Raw genomic sequence first — 17231 nt, 5'->3', positions numbered from 1 at the left:
GAAGGTGACCCAGTTCAGAATCGCCTGCGCTGGGGTCGCGTTGTACTTGGTCAGGATTGCACGCGGGACGTGCGACGCTGGAATGCTGCCGCTTCCGAGCGGGCTGTAGGCGATCACTGTCATCCCCTGTTTCTCGCAGTACGGCAGGATGTCTGCCTCTATCGACCTCTGGTTCAGAGAGTACTCGACCTGGTTCGAGACGAGCTCGCTCTTCGTAAGCGCGTCCTGAGCTCCTTTCGTCTGTTCTACAGAGAAGTTGCTGACGCCGATGTATCTGACGAGACCGTCGCGGACCAGTTTCTCCATCGCGTTCATCGTCTCCCTGATAGGGATTCGCGGGTTTGGCCAGTGGACCTGGTACAGGTCAATCTGCTTGATTCCCAACCTCTGAAGACTCCCTTTGCAGGCCTCCAAGACGTCGTCGTGGTGCAGGTGGTTCGGCCAGACCTTGGTGGCGACGAAGACCGAGTCTCTTCTATCCTTAATCACCTCGGCGACCAGCGGCTCCGACCCGTAGGCCTCGGCAGTATCGATTAGGTTGATTCCGAGCTCGATTCCCCGCCTAAGCGAGTCCATCTGCTCAAGCCTCTCCTTTGAACTCCGGATCGTACCCAGCTTCCAAGTGCCCATCCCTATCGTCGAGATTTTCTCTCCGGTCTTCCCGATTGTCCTGTACTCCATTGCCTAGATACTCGCGACAGCTGCCTTTAGAAGTATCACTGTTGATTTTGAAGAGCCTCGGGAGGATATGTAACGCGGCGACATTCCAAAGGCACTGGCCAGGATGGCTGGAAGCGAGGGTGAAAGGCTTGATTTGTGAAGGCCTTGACGCAAAGTCAATCCGAGAGACACTTCTGACTGAAGACCGAGTGCCTGTCAAGATAAGAACGCTGAAGTGGAAGCAAAACCTGTATTGAGGATGAGCCAGCGGTGAGGTTTGAACTCACGATTTCCTGCTCGCTTTGGCGCGGCCGTACAAGGCAGGCGCTGAAGTCGGTTTTTCCTCTAACCAGGCTGAGCTACGCTGGCACGGCCCTTGGCTACGTCAAGAACGGTTTATCTCTATTTAGTTCTGCTATTCCTTCGTCGGATAGGATTACTTCGAGACATTAACTCTTGGATTGGAGTGCCGTCTTCGGGTTCACCCCATCGTTTCGTCAGCGTCGTCTTCGCCTTATGGCAGCCGAAGCGACGGCGGGCCGCTGCTCCTGTCGAGCACGCCGAATACGTCGCCGACCACCATAGCGAAGAACTGACCGTATTCTTCGTCGTCGAGCGTTACGACTTGGACCTTTCCTTGGTCGACGGCAATCTTGTGGCTCAGAAGGTGATAACAGAGCTCGGCTTTGCCGCTCATCACTTGGAAGAAGAAGTCTGAGCACGAGCAGTACGGCTTCTCTGGGTCGATGAACTCGTCTCCCAGGCGCCCCACGACCGTGTATAACCGCCTGCCACTGGGGACGAACCTGTGCTCCTTCACCCCGCCAGAGAGGACCGTGTCAATCGCCCTGTCCAGCATCGCGCCGTAGCCCGCATACCTGCGGGCTGCGAGTTTCAGGGTCTCTTTCGCGTCGCTCAAGCGTTGTCGGCCTTCTTCTCACGAAGGAACTGGGTTAATGATGTTTGGTCCTTGACGCTTGACAGGTCAGAAAGTCTCACACCCACCCGCCTGAACTCCTTGCCGACTGTTCTGCCAAGCTCGCCCAGAAGGGTGCGGACTCCCTCCTTCATGGTTGTAAGGTCCGACGCGGGGCTTTCGAAGGTCCTGCTTTTCGTCTTGGTCGAGAGGTCGGTGAGGATTGCGATAGCAGTGAGGGTTCTGAATGAGATGTCACGCGAGTTGAGGCGTCGGTGGAGGTCCTCAAGGGCCCCGGCCAACTGGGCGAGAGCAATATCCGAGTCGTTCGTGTCGTGCTTCAGCGTAATAATCCTGCTCAGCTGGGTGGGCTCCTGTTTCTCCGACACAGGGTCGTCATCTTGACCGTTGGCCTCGGCGCGGAGATGCATAGCGAGCTTTCTCCCGAGGCGCCCCTCCAACTCCTGAACCGTTGCCTTCGAGAGCTCCTCTACTGTTGTGATTTTGAGGCCTTCCAAAATCTGCGCCGTCTTCGGTCCTACCCCATACAGCTTGGTGACGGGGAGGGGATTCAGAAACGACGTTGTCGATTCGGGCGGCACCATCGTCAATCCGTCTGGCTTCTTGAAGTCGGACGCCACCTTGGCCACGGCCTTGCTCCTCCCCACACCGATGGAACATGTCAATCGCTCTGATGCCAGGACAGACTCCTTGATCTTTGCCGCAATCTGCTTCGCCTTGCCGAAGTCTTCGTGCGAAACTCGAGTCATGTCGAGAAAGGCTTCGTCGATTCCAGTTTGTTCCAACGCGTCCACATTCTCCCTCGCGAGTTGCATCACCCTCTCCGAAACCAATTCGTACTTCTCACGTTTCATTTTGATTAGGACTGGGTTTTCACCCTGAAGCTTGCGCTTGGCAGAGACGATCGGCATTCCAGACCTGACTCCGAACTCCCTCGCTTTGTAGTTCGCGGTGGCTACGACGCCGCTGTCTTCTGTCCTTCCAGAAAAGACGCAGACGAGGACGGGCATGCTCTTCAGCGCGGGGTTCTCTGCCTCTTCGACCTGGGCGTAGAAGTAGTCGAGGTCGAGGTGACCTATGACGCGAACCAAGAAAACAGAGCGTCGTCGCGGCCGATTTAGCTATTGTTGAAGGTGGAGTCGGCCGGATCTTCCCCTATCACTTTTGATGTGGGCAGAGAGGCTTGAGAACTTCCCTCTTTGCCCACGTTCTGACCACTCGATTTCGAGTGTTCGGGCTGCGTATAAAAGCACAACTCAGACTGCGACCCATGCTCAAATCCCGGCCAGGGCAAGAAATCATACGACTCCTTGAAATGCTGTTAAGGACTGAACCCGAAGAGATGTAGTCGCCGAGACTACAACACAATGAATTGTGCTCAAAGACTCGACAAGAGCTCAGTCTGCTGGGTTCGGACCCCGCCGGGCCCATTAGACATAAATAACAAACGCCGAAGACAATCCAATCAATGCCATTGTACATTGATGTGCACAAGAAGGTCAAAGGGGTGACCGCGAAAGCGGTGGCCGAAGCCCATCAGAAGGATCTCGAACACCAGGGGAAGCACGGAGTACAATTCCTGAAGTATTGGGTGGACGAGAAGTCAGAATCTGTCTTTTGCCTCGTCAGCGCGCCGGACAGCAAGACTCCCAACAAGGTACACAAGGAGGCCCATGGCCTGGTTGCGGATGAGATCCACGAGGTAACGGAAGGCAAGTAAACGAGTTATCACACAGGAATCCATTCTTAGAACTCAGTTGGGCTTGGACCCCACAGGGCTCGCCGCAGCTCAACGTGTCTCGGGTGATTTCTATCCAGCACGTTGTGTTCAAAGACATCCTAATCGTTGATTTGGGACGAGCAATTCAGGCGGCACCCACGATCTTCATGGAAATCCCCGAGACGGTTAGGCCCAGGCGGATACAGCTGATTTCTTGACTCGTGGCCCCAGCCTTGCAAACCCATAATATGTCGGGTCGGTCCTAGAACGCGGGAAAAACAAATGAGCCCGGCCTCTGTGGAGGAAGAGACTGAGCGCCTTCTATCCAAGATGGACGAGGTACAGTTGGACCGATACGGGATAGTTGGGGAATATGTGAGATTTGACAACGATGTGAGAAACTCGCTTAAGGATTTCAAACTCAAGATAATCTCAGGCTTTGAGAACCAGAAGCCAGGGAGGTCCAGCTTTCTGGTTTGGGGCCCTCCTGGGAGTGGCAAAACATTCTTTGTTCAACAAATCGCGAAGTCCCTCGCAAGAGACGTTGACTACAGGGAATTCAATCTAGCGCAAACAGGCGAGGCCGAATTCAGGAGATTGCTGGAGAGCGCGGAGAAATCTAGCAGACCATGCTTGTGTTTCATCGACGAGATTGACTCGAAGCCGTTGGAGCCATGGCCCTACGAGGCCCTCCTGCCGTGCATTGAGCCATCGAAGGAGGGTAAACGTAGAATCTGTTTTGTTCTGGCAGGGAGCGGCGGGTCTAGCCTCGATGAAATGAAGGCGAAGATTGCAGGGAGGCCAAAGGGCAAGGATCTTCTGAGCAGGATTCTGAGAGGATGCGAATTCGTAATACCGCCGCTCGGAGTCGGCGACAAGCTGCTGGTCGCTGCAACCCAAATCGTCGAATCGGCGAGGGAGAGGGGCATCGTTGTTGAGGAAATCGACAAGCTGGCCCTCTACTTCATAGCTGTGAATCCGGCCTTTTCCAGTGCGAGGCAGCTCCGGGGTCTTGCGGTGTCGTGTGTAGAGCGCGTCCCCCGAGGCGAGGACCGAGTCAAGTTTGACTATTTGTTCGCTCCCGGCGATCCGGAAAACAAAGAATTCTGGGTAGCGGCCCAATCAAGAAAGGTGAGACTTGCGGGCGAGTACGTATCTGTCAAAGTGGGCTCTTTGATGCTTGAGAGGGAAGAGCCTGGAATGCCCCTGCTAACCAAGAGCATGCGGCTGGCAATTCTTCCGCTTGCAAACATGAGTCCTGATCCGGCGGACGAATACTTTGCCGATGGGATGACAGAAGAGCTAATCTCCAAATTATCACAGATGGGGGACTTGCGCGTAATCGCTCGGACCTCGGTGATGCGCTACAAAGGTACAGCAAAGCCGATTCGAGAAATCGGGCGAGAACTCGGAGTCCAAACGATTATCGAGGGAAGCGTCAGAAAATCAGGGAACAATCTGCGAATTGCAGTTCAGCTTGTGGATACAGCTTCAGAGGAACACCTTTGGGCCGAGACATACGACAAAGAGATGGCAGATATCTTCAAAGTGCAAGGTGACGTCGCATCTAACGTAGCAAGTGCTCTAAGAGTTGCGGTAGCTGCGCCTGCACCAGAGGGGCGGACGGAAGAAACTGAAGCCTTCACGCGCTATCTGAAGGGGAGATATTTCTGGAACAGGGGCACAATTGACGCGTTCGCGAAAGCCCTGGAGCAGTTTGAACGTTCAATCGAGAAGGACCCCACCTACGCTCAGGCCTATGCTGGGCTCGCTGATACTCACCTCCTGCTGGGTAGGAATGGCTACGTCTCACCAAAGGAGGCGTACCCGAGGGCACTGCAATTTGCTACGAAAGCAATAACGCTCGACAGCAAACTTGCCGAACCCCACGTTGCCCTTGCGGCAATTCACCAGGAATTTGAATGGAAGTGGGACGAAGTCGAGAAAGAGTTCAAGCAGGCCATTAGGCTGAACCCCAGTTACGCGACCGCGCATGGCTGGTACGCGCTGTTTCTCGGACACGTCGGTCGTTTCGAAGAAGCAATTAGTGAAGTCCAACGCGCCCAAGAACTCGATCCTCTTTCCCCGAGAATTCATTGCAACGCATCGGAGGAGTACCTCTTCGCCAGACAATACGATAAAGCAATTGAGGCGGCTGAAAGGGCGCTGGAACTCGACTCGAATTACGGCGGAGCCCATGGGTACCGGGCATTCGCACTCGTCGAGAAGGGAATGTACGGTGATGCCATAAAGGAGTTCCAAGAAGCTGACAGGCTCGCTGGCGGACGGGCGACAAGTGGGAGGCTGGGTCACGTCTACGGTCTTTCAGGTAGAACAGCGGAAGCTAGAAAGATACTCGGCGAGCTACTTGCTGGGACTTTCCAGGCATCACGCAAGAGTTCGATTCTCCCCCTACCGCCTCCCCCCAGCGCCGCATTTGACATCGGCCTCATCTACCTCGGGCTCGGCGATGAGGAAAAAGCAATAGATTGGCTGAACAAGGCAAGTGACGAACGGACGCCTGAGATAATTCACGTAAAGTGTGAACCAATCTACGACAGTGTTCGAGACGATCCCAAGTTCCGAGCGCTCGTCACAAAGGTAGGTTTGGGAGAATGAATCGTGGTAAGCCCGAGGGCGCGGTCACCGGGACTTGGCCCCGGATGCCCTTTAGAGGCAAATGCTGAACAACTTGGCTTGCACGAGCCAGAGCGTCTGCCCCGAACCTTAACTTCCCTGATTTCCCCTTTACTGCGTAGCAAAACGCGGGGCAAAGAACGCTTGACCCAATGAATTTGGTGGGGTCGGCCGGATTTGAACCAGCGATCTCAAGCGTTCCCGAGCAAGAGAACTACGGCTTGCTTCCCGAGGCCTCTTCTTAGGCAATTGAAGCCTAGACCAGACTAGCCGACGACCCCTATCGCCCGGCTCGGCCTCCCTCGCTTTATATCCTATCGCGTGGCTTCGCGAAAACCTCGTCGCATGTCAGCAAGCAGGCGGCAGAAGCGGAGGTGGGGCAGGAGGCTCGTTTGGTACGTTCTGGGGGTTGTCGCGGTTCTGGCGCTGGGCACAACTGCCGCGGTCTATCTGACGGGAAGTCGTTCCGGGCAGCCGATCATCCTGTATGTAAACCAAGGAAATGGTATTGTAAACGGCTCGAACTTCGGCAGTTTGATCAGCTACGCTTCGTCTCATGAGTTCAACACTGTCTTCTTTCAAGTATACCGCCAGGGAACCACCCTCTTCAGCAACGGGCAACTCGCCACCTTTGTCAATGAAACGCATGCCAGCAACCTGAAAATCTTCTTCGCCCTCTACATAACAAACTCATCCCAGAAGCTGCCTACCTCGCTCTATCTCCTTGGCGAGGACGGTATGAGCCTGGACGCGTCGACACTTGATCTAGGGACACAGGAGGCGCTGCTCGCAAGCCTAAAGGCTTCGTACCACGGCGAGACGGCCGTAACAACCACGAATATGGGATCTCCTCTGAAGCCCGATCTCCTCATTCTCGAAACCTACGGGTCGGGCACCCAGCAGTACATCAGGCATGGCATAATCGCCAGCGTTGAAGTGTTCGCCACGTCGAGCGAACAGGACTATCGGTCCCAGTTCCAGTATGCGCTTGAGAACAGCGACGGGGTGATGGTATTCGACTACGCTGGGCTATTGAAGAGTGGGTACTGAAGCGTCGTTAAATATTCTGACACGTGACTTGGGGAAGTGATGGACGTAGACGAGATGCTCAAGGGCGTCGACCCAAAGTTGCGGGCGCTGACGCAGGCTCTGCGGGGGACGATCAAGAGAGCACTCCCGAGTGCCGTCGAACAGGTCAAGTGGGGCAACCCAGTCTACACAGTAAACGGAAAGAACGTCGCCTGCATCATGCATTACAGTGATCATGTCAACCTCGGCTTCTTCATGGGGGCCAAGCTGAAGTCCAAGAAGCTGGAAGGGACGGGAAAGGGCCTGAGACACCTGAAGGTCAGAAGTAAGGCGGACATGGATGAGAAGGAGTTCGGTCGACTGCTGAAAGAGGCGGCCGCGCTCGTGGAATGAGCGGCGTACTAGGTTTCAAGTGGGGCCGCCAATCGGCGTCCTAACCGAACTGCATGCGGAAGATCGTTGGTCTTATGCCCGCTTGGTCTTCAGCAGGCCCGCCACTTCGAGCACGTCGCCGTGGCCGCGCGTGAAGTCGTTCGGAGTCAAGTCAGACAGCCGCCTGAACCCGAGCTCTGTGAACCAAGGAAGTGGTTTGACAGTTCTAACGAACCTCTCCGAGACCTTCGTTTCGAAGACGAAGCAGATGTCCCAGTGTGGTGGCTGGTCTTTGTTGTCAATGTCGCCCCTGACGTGAGATTGGGCATCAATCATTCGCAGACGGCCCTTCTGGACCTTGAGCTGAAGCTGGTCCCTGACGACGCCTTCCGCGGCCTCCAGCGGCGATTCGTACCACGCCAAGTGTCTGGCGGGAAGCAGGAATTTGCCGCTGCTCGCATACGTCGGAGCGAAGTCCTTCCTGACGAAGAACCGCCCCACCCAGATCTCCGGCTTCGCCATCTTGCCGATGAGTATCTTGTTCCCGTGACGTAGTACGACGAAGAATGAAAGGCAAACGCCCCCTGGTGGAACGTTCCCCTCGGAGAAGAGCGCTTGCTTTCTCGTGGGATCCATGGAGTCTCGGCCAGCCGCCCAGCTATAATTCTTCGTTGGTCGAGCTCAGCGACGTTCTTTTTAGAAAGTGGTAAGGGATCTTTCGGCCATGAGAGCGAAGTTCACGTATGTCGGAATTCGAGTCAGGAATCTGAGGAAGTCCGTGTGGTTCTACAAGAAGCTGTTGGGCATGAAGTACAAAGGTCGATTCAAGATTGAGGCCACCAAGGGCGAAGTAGCGTTCCTGCAGTCGAGCGGCGGCAAGTTCGGGATTGAGCTGAACTACTACCCCCGCAATAGCCCGTTCTACACCAAGTATACGGTAGGAGAGGGGTTGGACCACCTAGCGTTTGGCGTGGCGAACCTCGAAAGGGCTCTTGGTGAAGCGAAAAGGATGGGACATCCAGTGGTCAAGGAAATCGAGGGGAAGACAAGCAGGTGGGCTTACGTCAAGGACACCAATGGCATCTGGATAGAACTCTTCGAAGCGTGACGTCGGTCAATAAATACCGGGGCGACTCTGGTTCAGCCAGGCGTCTTATGTCAACGGTGTGCTGCATGACCGCAGATTGCGCCGACGCGGAGTGCCTACAACTGACAGAGAGGGAGTCACTCATATGCGAGACCGTGTGCCAAAGCGAACTGCCGCTGGCATTCTCCGATGTCAAGAGGTCAGTAGGGCTGCATCAAGAGATTGTGTCGCGCATCCTGAGGAGGCTCCAGAAGCACGGCGCCATCGAGAAGGTGAGCGGAAGATACCGCTGCAAAACCAGTCAATAATTAGCCTGATTGCGTTACTAGTGCCGAGGTGAAGTGTACGTCGTGTTGCTGCTGCTGTGGCGGTGCGCCTTGTTGCTCCGCTGATAAGACAGAGAAAGACAGCAAGGTAGTAGGATAGGCCGTTAGACCCTGTATAGGTTACGGCCCGTTACTGAGAATGGTAATGCTGGTCACGTAGACGGGCGTCACCGGCTCGTGCTGGCTCCCAACAAGTTCCACGGGCACGGCTCCTATCGCCTGCGCAACGTTCATTCCGCTGATGACCTTGCCGAACACAGTGTAAGGTCCTGGGGCGTTGCCATCCAGCGATGTGTTGTTTGCGAGATTGATGTAGAACTGGGAAGTCCCGCTGTTGGGGTCGCTGCCACGTGCCATTCCCAGATAACCGACATAGTTGTGGAGTGTGGGATCGATCTCGAGCGGAACTGTGGTGTTTGACCCCTGAGTTCCCCAGAGCGACCTGGTGCCGCCCCCGTTCCTAGTAGCGGGGTCGCCTGTCTGGATCACGAAGTTTGGCTCGATTCTGTGCCAAACGAGGTTATTGTAGAAGCCGCTCTCTGCGAGGGTAACGAAGTTCGCCACCGTCTTTGGGGCAGAGGAAGCGAAGAGCTCCACCTCGAACGAGCCCATGCTGGTGTCAATCCGGGCGTAGACCAACTTGGCAGGTGGGCTAGAGGAGCTGTATACATACCAACCGATTGCGACGACGAGTATTACTGCGAGCGCCGCGGCGATAATGTAAGCCGGTCTGATCCCGCTTTGCTTCCTTCTCCTTGGCTTCTGCGGCAATCTCTCACCTCGACCGAAAGCGCATACAAATATGATTCGGTTGCAATTCTCGCATGAAACAAGCCGTTATAAGGCATGGCTGAAAACCCGTCTACGGCTTGTCTGAGGAGACGAATACAGTCGCTGAGGAGACGAAGCCAGTCCCTGAGGAAACAGGGACGGTCACTGAGGAGAGGAAGACGGTCATAGTCGGACAGTCAAAGCCGCTTCTCAATTACGTGACCGCCTGCATCACAATGTTCAACGGTGGGGCCCAACGGGTCGTCCTCAGGGCGAGGGGCGAGGCGATCAACATGTCGGTCGACGTGGCCCAGGTTCTGAAGAAGCGCTTCATGAGCAACGTGGAGATCTCGAACATCACGATAGACGGAGAGAACGTCACCGCGAGGGACGGCAGGCAGCTTAACCTCCCCGTGCTGGAAATAGAACTCTCGATTCCGACCTAAAGGTTATAGGCCGACCAACTGGGTCGGGGATGAACCCGTTTGAAGGCAAGGAAGTTCGCCAAGGTAAGCACCAAACTCCCAGGCAGGAAGGCGTCTGCGGTCGTGGACAGGACGGCCAAGTTCGTCTCTCCTTCGATATCCAGATTCTACCCCTTGGTGGTCGAATCGGCCCATGATTCGATCATCAAGGACGTCGACGGGAACCAGTTCATCGACTTCACCGCCGGCATCGCCGTCCTGAGCACCGGCTCGACCCATCCGAAGGTGGTCGAGGCAATCAAGCGGCAGTCTGAGAAGTTCGTCCATTTCTCGTATACCGACTTCTACTATGAGAACCTCGTGGAGCTGTCAGAGCGGCTCGTCTCGCTGACTCCTGGGAAGTTCCGAAAGATGGTCTACTTCGGCAACAGCGGGGCCGAGGCTATAGAGGCGGCGATGAAGCTCACCCGGAACTACACGAAGCGGCCGATCTTCTTGGCCCACTCGGGAGCGTTCCATGGCAGGACGATGGGAGCGCTCAGCCTCACCGCGAGCAAGCCAATGCAGAGGAGGGGGTCGCTGCCCCTGATTCCGGATGTGGTTCATTTCCCGTTCCCGTACTGCTACAGGTGCCCGTGGAAGCAGACTTTTCCAGAGTGCGACTACTACTGCGTCGACTTCTTCAAGGAACAGTACCTCGAAAAGTTCGTCCCCGTGGACGAGATTGCGGCTTATTTCCTTGAGCCGATTCAAGGAGAAGGAGGTTACGTGGTGCCGCCGCCCGAGTACTTCAAGCGCATGGAGTTCATGAGGAAGGAGGGCGTCCTCTTCGTCTCCGATGAGATTCAGACGGGTATGGGCAGGACCGGGAAGTACTTCGGGATAGAGAATTTCGGGGTCGTCCCCGACATCATAACGATTGCCAAGGGAATAGCGTCCGGGTTGCCACTCAGCGCGATGGTCGCCAAGGCAGAGGTGATGGAGAGCTGGAAGCCAGGACAACACGCGTCGACCTTCGGCGCCAACCCGGTGGCTGTGGAGGCCGCACTCGCAACCCTTGACGTCATGAAATCAGAGCGCTTGCTGGACAACGCAAGAAGGCTCGGGAAGAGGGCCGTGAGCCGTTTGCTGGAAATGAAGGAGTGTTACGAGATAATCGGGGATGTGAGGGGGATGGGCCTGTTCGTCGGGGTCGAGATAGTCAAGAACAAGCGGACCAAGGAGCGTGGAGAGAAGGAGTCTCGCCAGATCATTGAACACTGCTTCAAGAGCGGGTTGCTCGCGATAACCGCGGGAAGGAACACGATCAGAATCATCCCTCCGTTGAACACGACCGAGGAGGTGCTGGACGAGGGCCTTGACATACTCGAAGAGGCCATTTCAGCGGTAAACAAGACAGTGGTCGGAGGTTAGCGCCGTGTCCGACTTCGAAGCGCTGGTAGACGAGCTGCTCAGGAATCGCCCCGAATTGACGAGGGAAGAACTGATGAGACGGGTGGAGGAGAAGAAGGACATGGTCGGTGCGGGATACCTCACTGACCAAGGAGCGCTCTTCCTGGTGGCAGGGGAGCTGGGAGTAACACTGCAGCGCGCGGTGTCGAGCGACCTTTCCATCAAGGACTTGCACGTCGGTGCCAACGACATCACTGTCGTGGCTAGGGTGCTGGGGATTCACCCCGTATCCACGTACCAGAAGAAGGACGGGGGCTCGGGCAGGTACCGCAGGCTCGTGTTGTTCGACAAGGATCGCTCGGTCAGATTAACAATCTGGGACGACCAGACAGACGAGCCAGAGAAGCTGGGAATCGTCGTCGGAGCGCCGGTCAGGGTCGTGAGCGGCTACGTAAAGCAAGGACTTGACGGGAAGCCGAATCTGAACCTTGGCAAAAGGGGAAGGCTCGAACTGCTGAAGGAGGAAGCAGTAACGGAGAAGCTAGTCGGTCTCGATGGCGTTTCTGAGAAGCTCACGAAGTTAACCGAGGAGCGGCCGTTCCTCGTCGTCGATTGCGTGGTGTCCTCGGAACCGCGTTACTCCGAATTTGTGCGCGAAGACGGTTCCTCCGGGTCTCTCTTTCAGTTCGAGGTGACTGGCGATGGGAGCAAAGATAGAAGCCGCGTAGTCGTATGGAGCCCGTCGAGCCGCCCCGACCTCAGGGTGGGACAGAGGGTGAAGCTGACGAACCTTAGGTCCAGGCGTTCTTCCCGGGGGGAGCTGGAGCTGCACGGCGACGCTGGCAGCACAATCTTTGTTGACTCGAAGAGGACTTCGATGGAATTGAGGGTGGCCGCAGTCTCCGACTCTGCTGGGAACCCGACCGTCTTGGCCCTAGACAGGGAGAAAAGGGTCAGGGTCGTGGAGGTCGCACCTGACTTGGGTCTGAAGGGCGGCGACGTGATAGCAGTGTCGCCGGACCAAGAGTCCAGCGGGAGGATTGTCTGCAAAACTCCGGGGTCTCTGTCGCAGGCGAAGGAGGACGGATTCCCAAGCTTGGCAGAGCTGTCAGTGAAGGTGAAGAACGCGAGAGATGAAGCCGCCCAGATTATGGTCGAGGTCATCGCCCTTTCCCGCGGGACTGCCGTAGACGTGCGGTTGAGGGACGGCTCGGTAGTCAAGAAGGGAGAGCTGGTCGTGGGCGATGATACGGGCGAAATCGAGGTGGTGGGTTGGCGGGAGGATTCGACCCGGTTCCCTGGAATCGAGCCAGGGGAGAGGTTGAGGATAGTCGGCGTCACTCCGAAGGTGACGAAGATGGGCGCATGGACCCTGCAGGTTTCCGCCACGACAGTAGTAGAGCGACTGAATAGACGCGGCTAGGTCTTCGACCGTCTCAGGGCTTCGTACTCGTAGACGAAGACGACGACCAATCCCACTACGAAGAGCACTATCATCATCGTGCTCAAGAAGTTGTAGAAGCTGGTTATGTCTAGGAACGGAATCTGCAATCTTTCGCCTGCCGCGTCGGCGTCGGATAATAAGGGTTGCTGGGAGTGCCAGCGGAAATGCGTTGCCGCAGCCTTAAAGGTGATTCTTCCGATTTGGGGAGGTAGTTGAACGCGAGATTCCGGTCGCTCGTCTGGCCGGCCCTCGGAGTTTTGTTAGTCGTCGCTCCTCCTTACGCCTTCGAGAAGCTGGCACAGCACTTTTTCCTGATTCATAGCCAAACCTTCGCGACCTTCTCTGGGGACAGGTATTACTTCGATGTGGTCTACCTAGCCCTCGCCGCCGGGGCGCTCGGTTACCGGTTTGGACCTACTCGCGCGTGGGTCACCTACTTGCTGTCGGTATTCATCCTCGTTTCTCTGTTCTATGCTGTCTGTCAGCCGCTCCTGTGCTACAGCTTGGGAGCAGATGGGCTCGAGCCGCTCAGGATGGGTTCCTTCTTCGCCGCGGAAGGAGTGGCGACCGCATATCTTGGTAGCTTCGGCAGAAGTGGTGAACTCAAGAGCCGGTGGCAAACATCTTTCGTGGAGGCCTGCACTTTCTACGCAATCGCCTACAACGCCGTGGTTTTTACCCTCGCGGGCGCCAAGGTCCTCGCTCCCTTTGATCCCTTCGCCACATTGGTCTTCCTTGGAATCCTATCGTTGACAGTCACGCTCAAGGCGCCACAGGGGATGAGTGTCGTAAACCGCCTCGCATTGCCGGCTGTCTCGCAGGGTGCATTGTTGCTGTTGGGAGCGGGTATGGCTTGGCAGTATTTTTGGGAAATCTTGCCCTTCGCCTTTTCGAGTCTGTTAGTCACGTTTGTTGGAGCTGTCCTTGCCCTCGCCATGTTGCGGGGCGGGACCCGTGCTGCCGCGTTGATACGAGAGTCGCCTTGGCCGTTAGTGGGCATCGTCCTCTTCGTGTTGTTGACGAGTTTGGTCGTTTGGCCGGATGCCGTTGCTGGACAAGTCGTAGCATCATCCAATCCCGGCATGCCTAGCAGCTATTCCTATGCGGTTCCATTGTATGTCGGCGGATTCATGTCAAGCCCGATGGTTCGCCCGACCGCGGTCTCGCTTAACGTGAGCTTCGCGGATTCCGATGTTGCTGCCATACCCGCAGGCAACTTCATCGCAGCGGGAATAGGTGTACACTCGGCTGACTGCTGCACCGATGGTATAGACTACGGCTACCGTTTCGATGTCGTCTTGTGGGGAAATGGGAGCGAGAACCTCGCGGCGAGCGCTTGGCGAATATGCGATGCCAACGCGGCGTGCGGCGGTCACTCATGGAAGATCTTGCTGTATCGTGTTTCAGCGCCGTATAGAGGCGAGAGTCCAGACCAGCCTCTGCGACTAACGCTGCGGTGGGAGAACCACACGGTAGTCTGGGAGTATGGTTCGGACGCAGAACCTGTCGTGCTTGGTTCTTTCCAGGCGTCGGCTCGCATGAACGTTGCGTTCAACGCTGGCTGGCTCGGCCCGCCCGACAAGCCGTCTCCTGGTGGCGCGTTCTTCTTCCAGTTCGGAGTCACTAGCCTTCGGCCACTGAATGGGGCTTGGGCAGTCACGTTCGCTTGTCCATCAATACTGCTGAACGGAACATGGAGCTGCGTAGACCACGCGCAGTCCCTACAGGGCAACCAGTCATATTGGAAGGTTCTTTGGCGGTGGGGTGAGACGTTCCCGAATGTGGGGGCAGCCGCAGACGCGGCGACGAAGACGGTCTCGTTTCACGATTCGACTTCGACCATAGGGAGCTTCGCCGATTTCTGGTGACACCGGAGAAAGTGGTGTGCTTCGAAGCACCGTGGCAGTAAAAGACTTGACATCAGTGCCATAGATTGACGTGAAGCTATGAGTGCCGGGGGCGGGATTCTCGTTCGCTTTCAATTCGAGCCCGCGATCACCGGGGAGTTCTACGTCCTCTCCGGATTTCGCATCCTGGTCGATTATGAGTCACGCCGCTACGGCTAGCCCCGGCGCAGTAGACCAAGCTGTGCTACCCCGGCACGCTTCGGCCTGAGCGGCGTTGGCTCTTTAACTGTTCAGTGATAGCAGTGACTGTTGGTGTTTCAAAGGATAAAAGCATAATTAAGTTGGTCTCGGCGAGCCTCGATAGCTCAGCTGGCTAGAGGGTTTACTGGCCGAAGCGTTGCCTTGGTAAGGCAAAGGTCGTGGGTCCGAGTCCCACTCGAGGCTCCTTGATCTTCTGGGCGCTGGATTGGGTCTTGTACGTTCCATTTTCCTGCTTACTGTATGCATCTTGATGAAGACGTTGTCTTCGTCGAGAACTCTTTCGCATATCGACCTGGCGTCGTGCCTTTCTTGAATCAGGCGCGACACCTTGGCTTCGAGCCAAGCAGGCCAATGGCGAGGGTGGGTCTTTGCTCTTGCCAGCCTTTCGAGCATATTACGCCTGTGAGTCGGAATATACGGATTGAAAAGCCGGATTCTGAAGGCGTCGTATACAGAGACAGTGATGCTACTGCATCTCTTCGCCTTTTGATATCTTGTTCTACTTCGTATTCCTATCGAGTCGAATGTCTTTTTAATGAAGGGTGTGTTCGGAAGGCTCGTTATGTCTACCGCCTTGCTCCTGAAGTGCACGTCGCCGTCGGAATCAGCCAAGCCTCTGAGGAACCAGATTCGCATCTCTTCTGGGGCCGAGAGCAACCAACCCATCTTGACGGGGGTGTATGAAGCTCGTTCGTTCCATGCGAGTCCTAAGCAAGCCGTGAACATCCAGCCCAAGATATGTGAGAAACGAGACCCCCAAAGATACGACCCGTGGGGATCTCTTGGCCGTGAAGGCCGGTCTGGTAGCCTTGCCCAGCGGATGCCAAGCAGCTCTACACACGACATCACGTAATTTCCTAGTCGTAGATTCTCTGGATGCTTCCGACACAGTTCTAGTTTAATTCTGACGGTCATCAGGCGTCTAGAGCCCATCCCTTTTTCTGCGTCTCCCACCATCCATCCGAGCAAGTAGTACATCGATTGAACGAAACGCTTGCGTTCGTTCGGCGTCAACTCCTTGTTGGTATAGCGTTCACGCAGAGATGTAATTGCTTGGACGAACTCGTCGTGGGAGTGAACCGCCATAGGCGCGGCCTGGACTGGTTTTGGGAGACTTCCGTCAGTCATTGACAGTCCGAACGCCTCGCCAAGGAATCCCTGCGCCCACGTGTAATACATTATGAAACCTTTTGGTTCTATAATAGCACCAACCCGTCCCTTGGCCAAATGGGGTTCGTCTGACGAACTCCAAAATGTGGTGTTTCGGAGTGATGCGAGTTATCCGAATCTCGGCCGTGGCTCTCGTCTTCAGAAAATCGGGCCGGGTTCTCGCAATAGATTATTAACCCAAAGGGGCGGCTCGACGAGACAACGCGGGGGTCGCCCAGCCTGGTCAACGGCGCGAGGCTCAGGACCTCGTCCCTCAGGGGTTCGTGGGTTCGAATCCCACCCCCCGCACCATGTTCTCTTCAGACAGGGACAGGCACAGGAATCTGACATCCGAGAACAAATCCGAACCAATCAGAAGCATAGAGGTCGCCGAATCCGAGAGTAACACACCCGAGCGACCTGTAGACGTTGGTGTATGCTGGAGAGGGATGTGGTAAAGGTTGGAAAGTGGGACCGGCTCTGAACCAAAAGACCACGGGCGCGAAGAAGAATGCCAAGACAACGATGACAACGATGCCTATTGCTGCCACTTTCCTCATCCGTCTCATGTCCCAGACCGTTAGCATCGAGAGACTGAAAAGACTATCTTCGAGAACGCTCGAACATCAGAGTAGAACGACTTCCAACGAGTTTTCGCCCAGCGTGCTTGTTCGAGGTCCTACCCTCAGCACGAAGCGTAACATAATCAATACACAAATTGCGTTGGTGAATCCGAGGTGTGCTGAAATCCTCGCAGAATATGAACTGCCCTTTCGTCCAACCTGTAGTACTTCCATCTGGAAACATGCGGATGAACGACCCCGCTTCTCCGCATTACTGAAAGATGATGAGAGACGAGATTTCTTTTTCTTCCGGTGAGCTGCACAAGCTCACAAACGCAGTGATCCCTCTTCAAGAGAAGCAATCCAATCTGCAGGCGTAGAGGATGCGACAGAGCTCGCAGAACCTTGGCATTCTCTTTCAGGCTTTCTTCGTTTGGTACGTCTCGTAACTCTCCCTCCAGTTGCTCTTCAAGCTTCAGTCGTATAGCTTGGTCTTCGGGACAGCAATTTCGAAACTTCGAGGTGCGGGATTCTCGCCATACCGCGGTTTGGTTGTGTAATGAATCTTGACTTGGCGAATTCAAACTTCGTTGAATCTGGTCTCCTGACAT

15 protein-coding genes and 5 tRNA genes are annotated in these 17231 nt (G+C 55.7%); 11 read left to right on the top strand and 9 right to left on the bottom strand.

What is annotated here, in order from left to right; translation table 11 throughout:
* The 4 genes from LYZ69_07900 to LYZ69_07885 all read right to left on the bottom strand — a co-directional run.
* On the bottom strand, positions 1 to 681 hold a 681-nt coding region (locus LYZ69_07900), incomplete at its 3' end, for an aldo/keto reductase (GenBank protein MDV3278369.1).
* Between the two features lie 241 nt (positions 682 to 922).
* A tRNA-Thr gene (locus LYZ69_07895) sits at positions 923 to 1029 on the bottom strand.
* A 145-nt stretch (positions 1030 to 1174) separates the two neighbouring features.
* The gene (locus tag LYZ69_07890; protein MDV3278368.1) at positions 1175 to 1579 is read right to left on the bottom strand and encodes a hypothetical protein; all 405 of its coding nucleotides are present in this window, start codon (positions 1577 to 1579) and stop codon (positions 1175 to 1177) included.
* Complete coding sequence (locus tag LYZ69_07885; GenBank protein ID MDV3278367.1) at positions 1576 to 2688, bottom strand: DNA polymerase IV; 1113 nt, start codon at positions 2686 to 2688, stop codon at positions 1576 to 1578. The genes LYZ69_07890 and LYZ69_07885 overlap by 4 nt, the downstream gene beginning before the upstream one ends.
* A 383-nt stretch (positions 2689 to 3071) precedes the next feature.
* On the opposite strand from LYZ69_07885, the gene LYZ69_07880 reads away from it, so the two are divergent.
* Both LYZ69_07880 and LYZ69_07875 read left to right on the top strand, forming a co-directional pair.
* Positions 3072 to 3317 (top strand): DUF4242 domain-containing protein, encoded by a 246-nt coding sequence (locus tag LYZ69_07880; protein MDV3278366.1) that lies wholly within the window; start codon positions 3072 to 3074, stop codon positions 3315 to 3317.
* 282 nt (positions 3318 to 3599) lie between these two features.
* Entirely contained in the window at positions 3600 to 5936 is a 2337-nt protein-coding gene (locus LYZ69_07875; protein MDV3278365.1) for a tetratricopeptide repeat protein, read from the top strand.
* 177 nt (positions 5937 to 6113) lie between these two features.
* Here the strand turns inward: LYZ69_07875 and LYZ69_07870 are convergent.
* Positions 6114 to 6235, bottom strand: a tRNA-Pro gene (locus tag LYZ69_07870).
* 64 nt (positions 6236 to 6299) lie between these two features.
* On the opposite strand from LYZ69_07870, the gene LYZ69_07865 reads away from it, so the two are divergent.
* Together LYZ69_07865 and LYZ69_07860 are read left to right on the top strand one after the other, a co-directional pair.
* The gene (locus LYZ69_07865) at positions 6300 to 7004 is read left to right on the top strand and encodes a hypothetical protein (GenBank protein ID MDV3278364.1); all 705 of its coding nucleotides are present in this window, start codon (positions 6300 to 6302) and stop codon (positions 7002 to 7004) included.
* 39 nt (positions 7005 to 7043) lie between these two features.
* Positions 7044 to 7376 carry a DUF1801 domain-containing protein gene (locus tag LYZ69_07860; GenBank protein ID MDV3278363.1) on the top strand — a complete coding sequence of 111 codons (333 nt, stop codon included), beginning with the start codon at positions 7044 to 7046 and terminating at the stop codon, positions 7374 to 7376.
* 72 nt (positions 7377 to 7448) lie between these two features.
* Here the strand turns inward: LYZ69_07860 and LYZ69_07855 are convergent, their stop codons facing one another.
* Positions 7449 to 7991: a hypothetical protein gene (locus LYZ69_07855; protein ID MDV3278362.1), complete on the bottom strand. Its 543-nt coding sequence runs from the start codon at positions 7989 to 7991 to the stop codon at positions 7449 to 7451.
* An 88-nt stretch (positions 7992 to 8079) separates the two neighbouring features.
* Here LYZ69_07855 and LYZ69_07850 point away from each other — a divergent pair, with 88 nt between their 5' ends.
* Positions 8080 to 8463, top strand: coding sequence for a VOC family protein (locus LYZ69_07850; protein MDV3278361.1), 384 nt, complete (start codon positions 8080 to 8082; stop codon positions 8461 to 8463).
* 425 nt (positions 8464 to 8888) lie between these two features.
* Here LYZ69_07850 and LYZ69_07845 read toward each other — a convergent pair whose 3' ends face one another.
* Entirely contained in the window at positions 8889 to 9539 is a 651-nt protein-coding gene (locus tag LYZ69_07845; protein MDV3278360.1) for a peptidylprolyl isomerase, read from the bottom strand.
* A gap of 98 nt (positions 9540 to 9637) precedes the next feature.
* Here LYZ69_07845 and LYZ69_07840 point away from each other — a divergent pair, with 98 nt between their 5' ends.
* The 4 genes from LYZ69_07840 to LYZ69_07825 all read left to right on the top strand — a co-directional run bounded on the left by LYZ69_07840 (position 9638) and on the right by LYZ69_07825 (position 14668).
* Positions 9638 to 9985 (top strand): hypothetical protein, encoded by a 348-nt coding sequence (locus LYZ69_07840; GenBank protein MDV3278359.1) that lies wholly within the window; start codon positions 9638 to 9640, stop codon positions 9983 to 9985.
* A gap of 39 nt (positions 9986 to 10024) precedes the next feature.
* Positions 10025 to 11377 carry an acetyl ornithine aminotransferase family protein gene (locus LYZ69_07835; protein MDV3278358.1) on the top strand — a complete coding sequence of 451 codons (1353 nt, stop codon included), beginning with the start codon at positions 10025 to 10027 and terminating at the stop codon, positions 11375 to 11377.
* A 4-nt stretch (positions 11378 to 11381) separates the two neighbouring features.
* A complete protein-coding gene (locus LYZ69_07830; protein MDV3278357.1) occupies positions 11382 to 12779 on the top strand; it encodes a hypothetical protein in 1398 nt (465 codons plus the stop codon).
* A gap of 233 nt (positions 12780 to 13012) precedes the next feature.
* On the top strand, positions 13013 to 14668 hold the full coding sequence (locus LYZ69_07825; protein MDV3278356.1) for a hypothetical protein: 1656 nt from the start codon (positions 13013 to 13015) through the stop codon (positions 14666 to 14668).
* An 83-nt stretch (positions 14669 to 14751) separates the two neighbouring features.
* Here LYZ69_07825 and LYZ69_07820 read toward each other — a convergent pair.
* Positions 14752 to 14901: transfer RNA gene (locus LYZ69_07820), tRNA-OTHER, on the bottom strand.
* 100 nt (positions 14902 to 15001) lie between these two features.
* On the opposite strand from LYZ69_07820, the gene LYZ69_07815 reads away from it, so the two are divergent.
* Both LYZ69_07815 and LYZ69_07810 read left to right on the top strand, forming a co-directional pair.
* Positions 15002 to 15091, top strand: a tRNA-Thr gene (locus tag LYZ69_07815).
* A 1190-nt stretch (positions 15092 to 16281) separates the two neighbouring features.
* Positions 16282 to 16369 (top strand) — tRNA-Leu (locus LYZ69_07810).
* A gap of 8 nt (positions 16370 to 16377) precedes the next feature.
* Here LYZ69_07810 and LYZ69_07805 read toward each other — a convergent pair.
* Positions 16378 to 16644, bottom strand: a complete 267-nt coding sequence (locus tag LYZ69_07805) for a hypothetical protein (GenBank protein ID MDV3278355.1) — start codon at positions 16642 to 16644, stop codon at positions 16378 to 16380.
* Between the last annotated feature and the right edge of the window lie 587 nt (positions 16645 to 17231).

This window comes from Nitrososphaerales archaeon, from assembly GCA_032906765.1.
Taxonomy (GTDB): domain Archaea; phylum Thermoproteota; class Nitrososphaeria; order Nitrososphaerales; family Gagatemarchaeaceae; genus DASPPF01.
The sequence above is the reverse complement of the archived record's forward strand: the minus strand, read 5'-3'. Positions and strand labels throughout refer to the sequence as shown.

Coding starts and splice junctions, on each gene's coding strand:
- LYZ69_07865 (MDV3278364.1), top strand. CDS start 6,300: ATGTCAGCAAGCAGGCGGCAGAAGCGGAGGTGGGGCAGGAGGCTCGTT.
- LYZ69_07860 (MDV3278363.1), top strand. CDS start 7,044: ATGGACGTAGACGAGATGCTCAAGGGCGTCGACCCAAAGTTGCGGGCG.
- LYZ69_07805 (MDV3278355.1), bottom strand. CDS start 16,644: ATGCTAACGGTCTGGGACATGAGACGGATGAGGAAAGTGGCAGCAATA.
- LYZ69_07850 (MDV3278361.1), top strand. CDS start 8,080: ATGAGAGCGAAGTTCACGTATGTCGGAATTCGAGTCAGGAATCTGAGG.
- LYZ69_07875 (MDV3278365.1), top strand. CDS start 3,600: ATGAGCCCGGCCTCTGTGGAGGAAGAGACTGAGCGCCTTCTATCCAAG.
- LYZ69_07855 (MDV3278362.1), bottom strand. CDS start 7,991: ATGGATCCCACGAGAAAGCAAGCGCTCTTCTCCGAGGGGAACGTTCCA.